General features: G+C 69.7%; 8 protein-coding genes and 1 riboswitch. Of the genes, 4 read left to right on the forward strand and 4 right to left on the reverse strand.

Going from position 1 to position 11,992, the window contains the following annotated elements; genetic code table 11:
• Positions 1 to 54: 54 nt before the first annotated feature.
• Entirely contained in the window at positions 55 to 843 is a 789-nt protein-coding gene (locus tag AB0N81_RS26120) for an enhanced serine sensitivity protein SseB (protein ID WP_365362333.1), read from the reverse strand.
• A gap of 60 nt (positions 844 to 903) precedes the next feature.
• Positions 904 to 1,581, reverse strand: a complete 678-nt coding sequence (locus AB0N81_RS26125) for an AAA family ATPase (protein ID WP_365362434.1) — start codon at positions 1,579 to 1,581, stop codon at positions 904 to 906.
• 161 nt (positions 1,582 to 1,742) lie between these two features.
• Positions 1,743 to 1,848: riboswitch (glycine riboswitch) on the forward strand.
• A gap of 150 nt (positions 1,849 to 1,998) precedes the next feature.
• Here AB0N81_RS26125 and gcvT point away from each other — a divergent pair.
• From gcvT to AB0N81_RS26145, 4 genes are all read left to right on the forward strand, one after another.
• Positions 1,999 to 3,141: a glycine cleavage system aminomethyltransferase GcvT gene (gene gcvT, locus AB0N81_RS26130; protein WP_365362335.1), complete on the forward strand. Its 1,143-nt coding sequence runs from the start codon at positions 1,999 to 2,001 to the stop codon at positions 3,139 to 3,141.
• Between the two features lie 58 nt (positions 3,142 to 3,199).
• Positions 3,200 to 3,577, forward strand: coding sequence for a glycine cleavage system protein GcvH (gene gcvH, locus AB0N81_RS26135; protein WP_365362337.1), 378 nt, complete (start codon positions 3,200 to 3,202; stop codon positions 3,575 to 3,577).
• 23 nt (positions 3,578 to 3,600) lie between these two features.
• Positions 3,601 to 4,860, forward strand: a complete 1,260-nt coding sequence (glyA, locus tag AB0N81_RS26140; protein WP_365362339.1) for a serine hydroxymethyltransferase — start codon at positions 3,601 to 3,603, stop codon at positions 4,858 to 4,860.
• Between the two features lie 162 nt (positions 4,861 to 5,022).
• Positions 5,023 to 6,393 (forward strand): L-serine ammonia-lyase, encoded by a 1,371-nt coding sequence (locus tag AB0N81_RS26145; protein ID WP_365362341.1) that lies wholly within the window; start codon positions 5,023 to 5,025, stop codon positions 6,391 to 6,393.
• On the opposite strand, the gene AB0N81_RS26150 is transcribed toward AB0N81_RS26145, so the two are convergent.
• Positions 6,380 to 7,393 carry a LacI family DNA-binding transcriptional regulator gene (locus tag AB0N81_RS26150; protein WP_365362343.1) on the reverse strand — a complete coding sequence of 338 codons (1,014 nt, stop codon included), beginning with the start codon at positions 7,391 to 7,393 and terminating at the stop codon, positions 6,380 to 6,382. The two genes, AB0N81_RS26145 and AB0N81_RS26150, sit on opposite strands and share 14 nt — an antisense overlap.
• 93 nt (positions 7,394 to 7,486) lie before the next feature.
• Entirely contained in the window at positions 7,487 to 11,770 is a 4,284-nt protein-coding gene (locus AB0N81_RS26155; protein WP_365362345.1) for a discoidin domain-containing protein, read from the reverse strand.
• Positions 11,771 to 11,992: the final 222 nt, after the last annotated feature.

The following is an 11,992-nucleotide window of genomic DNA, read 5'->3' on the forward strand; positions in this document are numbered from 1 at the left end:
TCCTTCTTGACGAACTCGACGGCCCGAGGAACGGACCCGGAGAATGCAACCAGCTTAAGCGTCGATCCGGTGGTAGAACGGCCGCACCTGCGCGCGCAGCCAGTCGCCCACCGGGTCCTGGGCCACGTCGAGCAGCACGAGGTTCACCGGCCACGGCGCCGGGACCTGGCCGAGGGCGCGGCCGAGGGCCTCCATGGGGAGCTCGCGGGCGTTTCCGTCCCAGGTGGACAGCTCGACGCCGACGAAGAGGGACGGGTCGTCCGTCTCGATGTCGGCCAGGCAGCGGCGCGCCGTGAGCACCACGCCCGTCGCCTCGAACTCGCGGCCCGCGGCGGCCAGGAAGTCCACCGGATCGTGCTGCCAGTCCGGTTCGTAGAGGCGCACGCGGCCTCCGGTGGCGGGTCCGTCGAGCGGGGTGCGGCCGGCCCGGCAGAGCTCGGCGACGGCGGGCGGCGGCAGCGGGACGCCGACGGTGCCGTCCGGGTTCAGCGCGATGCCCAGCTGCGGCGGCAGGCCCCTGGCGAACTCGACGGCGGGCGCCACGGTGCAGCCCATCCGGTCGGCCGCGTCGCCGACGGCCTGGCGGAACTGCTGCTCGGAGCTGAAGACGGGGACGTACGCCTGGCCCTCGATCTCCAGGGTCGGCAGGTCCAGGGTGCCGCTGTCGGGGCCGCCGCCGTTCGGCAGCGGGATCCAGACGTGGCTGCGGCCGAGCACCTCCACGATCCGGGCGCCCGCCGACGGCGTGGGTGCGCCGCCGAGCGAGGCCGCGAGGACCTCCTCCAGTTCGTTGCCCGGCCATCCGCCGTACGGATGGGCATGTGCCTGCGCCGGAAAGTCCATCTGTCCAACCCCTGCTCGCGACCGCTCTGCCTGCGGCTCGAAACCCTAACGCCGGCCGGCTCAGCGGTCGAAGGCGATCATCCGCAGCACCTGTGCCGCCGCGCGGTCGAGGAGCACCGCGGAGTGGCAGCCGCGCGGCAGGTCGCCGCGCTCGGTGGCGCCGACAAGCCGGCCGACCGTCCTGCGGTGCCGGGTGAACGCGTACCGGGAGACGCCTCTGCCGCGCTCGCGCTGGCCCTGGAGTGCCGTGTCCTCGGGGACGTCGAGGAGCAGCAGGTGCAGGGCGGTGCCGCGGCGGGCGGCCTCGCGGGCGAGCCAGCGGCGCACCCACGCCTGGGTGCCGCAGTCGTGCACGACGACGCTCGCGCCGGAGCGCAGGGTGCGGCGCAGGCCCGCGTAGTGCGCGAGGCGGACCAGGGGGCGGTAGGCCGCGTAGGGCAGCAGGGCAGGCATGCGGCGGGCCCAGCGGTCGCGGGTGTCCTGGGAGTCGATGCGCGGGCTGGTGACGGCCTGCCGCATCAGCGTCGACTTCCCGCCGCCGGGCAGCCCGGAGACGACGACCAGGTCGCCCTCGCCGAAGGTGAGGCGGTGCGGGCTGCGGCCGGCCCGGTGCCGCAGGTCGCGGACGACGGCTATGGGGAGCCGGCCGCAGCTCTCCGCGGCCGGGGCGACGGTCTGCTCGGGCAGCGCCACCCCTGTTGTCGTGGCAAAGACACTGGTCCTGCTGCGCACCGTGATCGGCCTCCCCGTAGCTGTCACGTACTGCTTCCCCAGCAAGTGTAAAGAGAAGGTAATGCGGCACAAGGGCATTCCGGGGCCGTGGCGCCCGTGACCGTCCACGGGTCCCCCTGGACAGGGTCGCGTGCAATGATGTGCCCGCCAACTCCATACCGGCCGTTTGAATCCGCGCGGGAGAGTTCCCGGTGGCCGTCGCTTGACGCACCGGGGCGCCGAAGGAGCAAGTCCCTCCCTTGAATCTCTCAGGCCCCGTACCGCGCGGGCGAGGCACATCTGAAAAGCGGGCCGCCCCCGGCGGTCCCACCCAAGGTGCAAGCCGGACGTCTCGCACAGCGAGACACTCCCGGCGAACCTCTCAGGTTCCGATGACAGATGGGGAGGATCGACCTCGCCCGTCATGCCCTGGGAGTTCCCTTCATGAGCACTGCCCCCCGTCTCACCGCCCTCGATGCCGTGCATCGATCGCTCGGCGCGACCATGACCGACTTCGCGGGCTGGGACATGCCGCTGCGGTACGCCAGTGAGCGCGACGAGCACAACGCCGTGCGCACCAAGGCCGGTCTCTTCGACCTGTCGCACATGGGTGAGATCACGGTCACAGGCCCGGAGGCCGTCGACTTCCTGAACTTCTCGCTGGTCGGCAACATCGGCTCCATCGGTGTCGGCCGCGCCCGCTACACGATGATCGTCGACGAGGACGGCGGCATCCTGGACGACCTGATCGTGTACCGCCTCGGCGAGGCGGAGGCCCCCGAGTACATGGTGGTCGCCAACGCCTCCAACGCCCAGAACGTGCTCAACGAGCTGAGCAACCGCGTCGAGGAGTTCGACGCCGAGGTCCGCGACGACCGCGAGGCGTACGCGCTCCTCGCCGTCCAGGGTCCCGAGTCCCCCCGCATCCTGAAGTCAGTCACGGACGCGGACCTGGACAACCTGAAGTACTACGCGGGCCTGCCCGGCACCGTCGCGGGCGTCTCCGCGCTGATCGCCCGCACGGGCTACACCGGCGAGGACGGCTTCGAGCTCTTCGTCTCCCCCGGTGACGCGGAGAAGCTGTGGAACGCGCTGATGGAGGCGGGCACGCCCGTCGGCATGGTGCCGGCCGGCCTCTCCTGCCGCGACACGCTGCGCCTGGAGGCGGGCATGCCGCTGTACGGGCACGAGCTGACCGCCGGGCTTACGCCGTTCGACGCGGGCCTCGGCCGGGTGGTCAAGTTCGAGAAGACCTGGCAGAACGAGCAGTCGGACTCCTTCGTGGGGCGCGCGGCCCTGGCCGCCGCCGCCGAGCGCGCCGAGACCGCCCCGCCCCGCAAGCTGGTCGGCCTGATCGCCGAGGGCCGCCGGGTGCCGCGCGCGGGCTTCTCCGTGGTCGCCGACGGCAAGGTCATCGGCGAGGTCACCTCGGGCGCCCCGTCCCCGACGCTGGGCAAGCCGATCGCGATGGCGTACGTGGACGCGGAGCACGCGGCCCCCGGTACCCAAGGGGTCGGCGTGGACATCCGCGGCACCCACGAGCCGTACGAGGTCGTGGCGCTGCCGTTCTACAAGCGCCAGAAGTGATCCCCCGCACATCTTCCCCGTTCCGCAGCACCCACCCGCGTACAGGAGAATTCAGGTCATGAGCAACCCCCAGCAGCTGCGTTACAGCAAGGAGCACGAGTGGCTGTCGGCCACCGAGGACGGTGTGGCGACGGTCGGCATCACGGAGCACGCGGCCAACGCGCTCGGTGACGTCGTCTTCGCCCAGCTGCCCGAGGTCGGTGACACGCTGATCGCGGGCGAGTCCTGCGGCGAGCTGGAGTCGACGAAGTCGGTCAGCGACCTCTACTCCCCGGTGAACGGCGAGGTCGTCGCCGCCAACCAGGAGGTCGTCGACGACCCTTCGCTGGTCAACTCCGCCCCGTTCGAGGGCGGTTGGCTGTTCAAGGTGCGCATCACGGACGAGCCGGACGACCTGCTCTCCGCCGATGAGTACACCGCCTTCACCGCCGGCTGACCCATACCGATAGGGATCGTGTGATGTCGCTTCTGAACACCCCTCTCCACGAGCTGGACCCGGACGTCGCCGCCGCCGTCGACGCCGAGCTCCACCGCCAGCAGTCCACCCTCGAAATGATCGCCTCGGAGAACTTCGCTCCGGTCGCCGTCATGGAGGCCCAGGGCACCGTCCTCACCAACAAGTACGCCGAGGGCTACCCCGGCCGCCGTTACTACGGCGGCTGCGAGCACGTGGACGTGACCGAGCAGATCGCGATCGACCGCATCAAGGACCTGTTCGGCGCCGAGTACGCCAACGTCCAGCCGCACTCCGGCGCCTCCGCCAACCAGGCGGCCCTCTTCGCGATCGCCCAGCCCGGCGACACGATCCTCGGCCTCGACCTGGCGCACGGCGGCCACCTCACCCACGGCATGCGCCTGAACTTCTCCGGCAAGCAGTTCAACGTGGTCGCCTACCACGTGGACGAGGCCGGCCTGGTCGACATGGCCGAGGTCGAGCGCCTGGCCAAGGAGAACAACCCGAAGGTGATCATCGCGGGCTGGTCCGCCTACCCGCGCCACCTGGACTTCGCCGAGTTCCGCCGCATCGCCGACGAGGTCGGCGCGAAGCTGTGGGTCGACATGGCGCACTTCGCCGGGCTCGTCGCCGCGGGGCTGCACCCGAACCCGGTACCGTTCGCGGACGTGGTGACCTCCACCACACACAAGACGCTCGGCGGACCGCGCGGCGGCGTCATCCTGGCCCGCGACAAGGAGTTCGCGAAGAAGCTGAACTCCGCGGTCTTCCCCGGCTTCCAGGGCGGCCCGCTGGAGCACGTGATCGCGGCCAAGGCCGTCTCCTTCAAGGTCGCAGCCTCGGAGGAGTTCAAGGAGCGCCAGCAGCGCACCCTGGACGGCGCCCGCATCCTGGCCGAGCGCCTGGTGCAGGAGGACGCGAAGGCCGTCGGCGTCGACGTCCTGTCCGGCGGCACGGACGTGCACCTGGTCCTGGTCGACCTGCGCAACTCCGAGCTGGACGGCCAGCAGGCCGAGGACCGCCTGCACGAGGTCGGCATCACGGTCAACCGCAACGCGATCCCGAACGACCCGCGCCCCCCGATGGTCACCTCGGGCCTGCGGATCGGCACCCCGGCGCTCGCCACGCGCGGATTCCAGGAGGACGACTTCCGCGAGGTCGCCGACATCATCGCCGAGGCCCTCAAGCCCGGCTTCGACGCGGACGCCCTCAAGGCCCGGGTGACCGCTCTGGCCGACAAGCACCCGCTGTACCCCAACCTGTAGCAATTTCGTACGCTTTTCTTTTGTACGAAACGTCGGGGCACCGCGCACACTGGAAGTGAACACAGTGAGTGCGGTGCCCCGTGCTCATGCCCGGCTCACGCCCTGCTTTCTGCACCACCCCGGCAGACAACGGCGTCTACCAACCACCTTTTGGAGTTCTCCGTGGCCATCTCGGTCTTCGACCTGTTCTCGATCGGCATCGGCCCGTCCAGCTCCCACACGGTCGGCCCGATGCGGGCCGCCCGCATGTTCGCGAGCCGTCTCAAGAACGAGGGCCTGATGGCCCACACCGCGGCGATACGGGCGGAGCTGTACGGCTCGCTCGGCGCGACCGGCCACGGCCACGGCACCCCGAAGGCCGTCCTGCTCGGCCTGGAGGGCGAGTCGCCCCGCACGGTGAACGTGGAGTCGGCCGACGACCGGGTCGAGGAGATCAAGAGCGGCGGACGCATCAACCTCCTCGGCATGCACGAGATCGACTTCGACTTCGACGAGGACCTGATCCTGCACCGCCGCAAGGCGCTGCCGTACCACGCCAACGGCATGTCGATCTTCGCGTACGACCGTGAGGGCGCCCTCGTCCTGGAGAAGACGTACTACTCCGTAGGCGGCGGTTTCGTGGTCGACGAGGACGCTGTGGCCGGTGAGAACCCGATCGTGCCGGACGACACCGTCCTCAAGTACCCCTTCCGCACCGGTGACGAGCTGCTCCGTCTCGCCGAGGAGACCGGCCTGTCCATCTCCGCGATGATGCTGGAGAACGAGAAGGCATGGCGCACGGAGGAGGAGATCCGCGAGGGTCTGCTCGACATCTGGCGGGTCATGCAGGCGTGCGTGTCCCGCGGCATGTCCCGCGAGGGCATCCTGCCGGGCGGTCTGAAGGTGCGCCGCCGGGCCGCCAACTCGGCCAGGCAGCTGCGCGCCGAGGGCGACCCGCAGGCCCGCGCCATGGAGTGGATCACGCTCTACGCGATGGCCGTGAACGAGGAGAACGCCGCGGGCGGCCGCGTCGTGACCGCCCCGACCAACGGCGCCGCGGGCATCATCCCGGCCGTCCTGCACTACTACATGAACTTCATCCCCGGGGCCGATGAGGACGGCGTGGTCCGCTTCCTGCTCGCGGCCGGCGCGATCGGCATGCTCTTCAAGGAGAACGCCTCGATCTCCGGCGCCGAGGTCGGCTGCCAGGGCGAGGTCGGCTCCGCCTGCTCGATGGCGGCGGGCGCGCTCGCCGAGGTCCTGGGCGGCTCTCCGGAGAAGGTGGAGAACGCCGCCGAGATCGGCATGGAGCACAACCTCGGCCTGACCTGCGACCCGGTCGGCGGTCTCGTTCAGATCCCGTGCATCGAGCGGAACGGCATGGCGGCGGTCAAGGCCGTCACCGCGGCCAAGATGGCGATGCGCGGCGACGGCTCCCACAAGGTGTCCCTCGACAAGGTCATCAAGACCATGAAGGAGACCGGCGCGGACATGAGTGTCAAGTACAAGGAGACGGCGCGGGGCGGGCTCGCGGTGAACATCATCGAGTGCTGACGTGTTGCGCGGTCGAGCCGCGCACGACCAGTTCGGGCTCGAAGAGGAGCTCGCCGGGGTGGGTCTGGGTGCCCCGGATCTGGGCGCACAGCAGGTCGACGGCCGCGCGGCCCATCGCCTCGATGGGCTGGCGCACCGTCGAAAGCGGCGGCTCCGTGCAGGTCATGAAGGCCGAGTCGTCGTAGCCGACGACGGAGATGTCGGCGGGGACGGAGAGGCCGCGGCGGCGGGCGGCCCTGATCGCGCCGAGCGCGAGCGGGTCGCTCGCGCAGACGATGCCGGTGACGCCCTTCTCCAGGAGGCGCGCGGTGGCGGCCTGGCCGCCTTCCAGCGAGAAGATCGACCGTTCGACGAACTCCTCGGCCAGCTTCGTGCCCGCGGCCCTGGCCACCTCGCGGGCGGCCTCCAGCTTGCGGCGCGACGGCACGTGGTCGGCGGGGCCGAGCACCAGGCCGATCCGCTCGTGTCCGAGCGAGGCGAGGTGGCGCCAGGCCTGTTCGACGGCGATGGCGTCGTCGCACGCGACGCAGGGGAAGTCGAGGCCGTCGATCGACGCGTTGATCAGGACGACGGGGATGTTCCGCTCCGCGAGCAGGTGGTAGTGGTCGTGCGGCGCGTCGGCCTCCGAGAAGAGGCCTCCGGCGAAGACCACGCCGGAGACGTGCTGTTGCAGCAGGAGTTCCACGTAGTCCGCCTCGGAGACGCCGCCCCGGGTCTGTGTGCACAGCACGGGGGTGAGTCCCTGCTGGGCGAGGGCGCCCCCGATGACCTCGGCGAACGCCGGGAAGATCGGGTTCTGCAGCTCCGGCAGCACGAGGCCGACGAGGCGGGCGCGCTCGCCGCGCAGTTGCGTGGGCCGCTCGTAGCCGAGGACGTCCAGTGCCGTCAGTACGGACTGGCGTGTCGCGGCGGAGACGCCGGGCTTGCCGTTGAGGACACGGCTGACCGTTGCCTCGCTGACCCCCACCTTCTTCGCAACTTGAGCAAGTCGTCGCGTCATGGCCGCAAGAATAGCGCAAGCCATGCAAGTCAGTTACGTATACGGCCGCCCGGAATCCGGACGGCCGTGTACGCGTGAACCTCCTCGGGTGCGTCAGGGCTGGACGGTGAGCTTGAACGTGGACGTGTCGTTCTTGATGTTCTGCCCGTTGCCGCTGAACTCGGGCCGTATGAAGGTCGCTTCACCGACGGCCGGCCCCTGGCCCGGCTCCGGCATCTCATTGACGTAGACGCCGATCGGCGCGCCCTTGATGGACACGTCCGTGAAGACGGTGTCCTTCACCGGGAATTCGGGGTTTCCGCCGGTGTACTTCGTCTGGAACATCACGCCGTGGTACGTCGGATCGATGATGTCGACGTTGTTCACGCGGATGCCCTGGAAGACTTTGGACGCGGAGAACGCCCAGATGGCCGGGAAGTCCTGGCCCTTCCAGAAGGCGCCGCCCGCCCTTTCGATCGTGATGTTCTCGAAGGTGGTCGGGTCCTTGCCGAAGCCGTTCATCGGGTAGTTGAAGTCCAGGGAGCTGATGGTGATCCCGGAGTAGACGAGGGTGTCGGCGATCCGGATGTTGCGGAAGGTGTTGTTGTAGCCGCCGTAGACGGCGACGCCCGCCGCGCGCCAGGTCAGGATCGTGGTCAGGTTCTCGTAGACGTTGTTCTTCATGTCCGCGCCTCCGGCGTCGATCGCCGAGAAGAGGGCGAAGCTGTCGTCTCCGGTGGCGCGTGCCTCGTTGTTCGCGACGAGGTTGTCCGTGCTGCCGTTGGTCATGTTGATCCCGTCGGCGAACATGTTGCGGATGCGCGAGTTCTTGATGGTCATGCGGTCCGTGTTGGCGCCCCAGTAGAGGCAGACCATGTGTTCGTTCCAGATGTCGTCGATGGTGATGTCGGAGACGTTCTGGAAGTCGAAGACCTTTCCGGGCCCGTCGATGCGGGAGGTGTAGTTGCCGAAGTAGGCGAAGCCCGAGAAGGACGAGCCCTTCGCGCTCGCCTCGGCACGGAATCCGATGTCGGTGTTCTCCTGGCTCTTCGGTGCGTGGAACCGGGTGTACCAGGGCCCGGCGCCGATCACCTTGACGGCCTTTCCGTAGACCTGGAACTTGTTGCTCGTCTCGTAGTCGCCGGGCGGCAGATAGACGCCGGTCAGCTTTCCGCCGGTGTCCATGCGGACCTTGTCCAGGGCGTTCTGCACGTCCTGGTGGGTGAATCCGGTGGGTACGGCGTAGGCGGCCGGGTCCGGGTTGGCCTTCGGGGCCGCCTTCTCCAGGTCGACGAAGTCGATGGCGTACCGGGAGGTGTTGGCGTTGTCCTTCTGGAGCCTGATCCTGCTGCCGGCCTCGACCGTCTCGCCGAGCATGACGTGCGCCTCGTCGTAGATGTGCCGGGCCGGGCCCGCGCCGGGTGAGTTGCCGGGTGCGGACTCCTCGCCGTACAGCCAGGCGTACTTGGAGGTGAGGTCGATGGCCTTGCGGAAGGTGCCGTCCACGTAGACGTTCAGGGTGGCCTGGGTGCCGCCGCCGCCCGGCGCGTCCGGGATGGAGAAGCGGGTGACGAGCGTATTGGTGTCCTGCTTGGCGGTGAACTCCACTGATTCACCAGTGGAGTTCAGGGTGACGGCCTTGCGGCCCGAGGCCTCGCCCGCGAGGTCGCCGACGGTGCGGTTGGGTCCGACGGTCTTCGCGCCGCCGGCGAGCACGCCGTCCTCCGCCTCGTAGGTGTCGTAGGGCATGTCGGCGCCACGGCCGACGTACAGCGAGCGTGTGCTGGTGTTGTTCTCGCGCTTGACCGGCAGTTCGTTGGCGTCGTCGGCGATGACCGTCCTGACCGTGTAGCGGCCGTCGGCGGCCGTCCAGGTGCCGAGCCTGACCGGCGCTGTGGTGTCGCCCGCGCCGATCGTGCCGTTGTGCTCGCCGGTCAGGGTCTTCACCGTGGCGCCCTTGTCGTCCTGCACGAGCAGCTTGATGCCGTGCGCGCCGGACGCGGACGCCTTGCTGCCCTGGTTCTTGATGGCGACGGCGAAGGTGACCTCCTTGCCCTTGGAGGGCGCGGACGGCGTCCAGCTCACCGGCGATGCCACCAGGTCGGAGGAGTCGACGGGCTTGACCACCAGCGGGCTCGGGCCCGTGTAGGTGTTGTTGCCCTCGTCCTGCTCGATCACCTTGTTCTCGGTGTCCACCTCCGCGCCGAACGCGTACGCACCCGCGGACCGGACGCCTGCCTCGGCGCTCACTGTCGTCGACTCGCCCGCGCCGAGCGCGCCCACCGCTGCCGTGCCCGCCTTGTCGCCACCGAGGCGGAAGACGGCGTCGGTGGCCGTGGATGCCTCGCTGCCGCGGTTGCGCACCGTCGCGGTCAGCGTCAGCTCGTCGGTCTCGGCCGGTGCCTCGGGCGCGTACGACAGCTTGGTGATCTCCAGGTCGGGGTTGGCGGCCGGTGCGCCCATGACCTGGAACTCGGCGACCTGCCCGGCGGTGGCGCCGCTGTTCGCGGTGAAGCGCAGGCGCACGTCGGCGACCTTGGCCGAGACCGGCACGGTGACGGTGTTCTGGTTGCCGGACGGGCTGAAGGAGTACTCCTTCTCCGCGACCAGCGAGGTGAAGTCCGCGGCCTTCTGCTCCCGGCCGAGCACCTGGATCTTCTGGGTGCGCGGGCTCCAGCCCGCGTCCGGGTTGAGCTTGACGACGACCGCGTCGACGTCGGCATTGGCCCCGAGCTTGACGGTCAGCGTGTTGGGGTAGCTGCCCGCGGCGCCCTCCCAATAGGTGGACGTCTTCCCGTCGTTGGCGTTCTCGGCGACATATGTGTGGATGACCGAGGAGGCCGTGATCGGCTTGCCTTCGGCCAGGTCGGTGTTGCCGCCGCCCGGCCGGGTCACGGTGTCGCTGTGCGCCGAGACGTTGCCCGCCGCGTCGCGGGCCCGCACGGAGTAGGTGACCGTGACGCTCGCGGGCCGGGAGTCGGTGTACGTCGTCACGTCACCGGCCACGGACTTCAGGAGCTTGCCGTCGGCGTACACGTCGTACGCGGTGACCTTCACGTTGTCGTTCGAAGCGCCCCAGGTCAGCTTGATCTCACCGCTGGAGGGCTGGGTGAGGGCGAGGTTCGAGGGCGCGGTCGGTGCCTGCGTGTCCCCCGAATCGCCCTTCCTGATCACGGAGTTGCTGTTGGCGGAGGCGTTGCCGGAGGCGTCGCGCGCCCGCACGTGGTAGGTGACGGAGGCGCTCGCGGGCTGCGTGTCCGTGTACGTCCGCACGTCGCCGGGAACGCTGGTGCGCAGCTCGCCGTTGACGTAGACGTCGTAGGCCGTCACGCCTTTGTCGTCGTCGGACGCGTCCCAGGTGAGCTTGATCCGGCCCGGCTCCGGTTCGGTGAGGGCGAGGTTCGAGGGCGCGGTGGGTGCCTTCGTGTCGCCGCCCGCCGGGCCGTAGATCTCCAGCTCGGACAGCTGGCCGGCGGGCTGGGCGGTGTTGGCGCTGATCAGGACGCGGACGTAGCGCGTGGTGACGGTGTCGAGGGAGAGCGTCGCGGTGTGTTCCGAGGCCGCGGTGAAGGCATACTCCTTCGACGCGGTCAGATCGGTGAAGTCCGTGCCGTCCGTGCTGCCCTGGATCTTCAGGGTCTGACTGCGGCCGCCCCAGCCGTCGGGCAGCCGCAGCACGACCTCGTCGACCTTCAGGGACGCGCCGAGGTCGGCCTGGAGCCACTGGGGCAGCTTGCCGTTGTCGCTCTCCCAGTAGGTGGCGCGGTTGCCGTCGTTGGCGTGGGCCGCGGTGTACGTCTGGGTGTGGCTTGCGGCCTTCAGGGTCTTGCCCAGGGCCAGGTTGACGGAGGCGTCGTCGGCGGCGTGCACCCGCAGTTCGGCCAGCTGGGCGGCGGGCCAGCCGGTGTTGGCGGTGATGTGCACCCGTATGTGGCGGGCCTGCGCGGCCGGGAAGCGGACCGTCACCGTGTTGCCCGCGCCGGGTTCGAAGGAGTGCGCGGCCGACGCGGCGAGGGTGCTGAAGCCGTCGCCGTCCGGGCTGCCCTGCACGGACAGGGTCTGTCTGCGGGTCTCCCAGGCCGGCGGCAGTTTCAGGACCACCTCGTCGACCCGGGTGGCGCGGCCGAGGTCGACCTGCACCCACTGCGGCAGGCCGGACGACGAACTCTCCCAGTACGAACCGGTGTCGCCGTCGGTGATCTGTCCGGCCGAGTGGGCGGACTTGGCGCTGCTGGCCTCGGCCGGTCTGCCCGCGGCCAGGTCGGGGCCGCCCGCCGCCGAGGCGGACAGGGCGGGCAGGCCCAGCAGGAGCAGGGTCGCGGTGAGGGCGGCGGCGAACGGCCGCCACCACCAGCGGGATCTCCGGGCCGCCCCGTGGGCGTCTCTGATGCGTCTCATGGCTCGTGCGACTCCCTCACACTCGTGACGTCACTCTCGCGACGCGCAGGATTTCGCGTTCAGAAGTTGGAGAGTTGCAGACAAGTGTCGAGTTGACTACAGCCGGGGCGGAAGTTGTCACGCCGCCGCGCGCAGAGGCTCGCGGAGATGCGGTCCAGTTCTTGCAGACTTCGTACAACTTATTGCGTCGTGGTTGCGCCGGTGGTTATGTATGCGCCGCAC

It is taken from the genome of Streptomyces sp. NPDC093510, assembly GCF_040683555.1.
Lineage (GTDB): Bacteria > Actinomycetota > Actinomycetes > Streptomycetales > Streptomycetaceae > Streptomyces.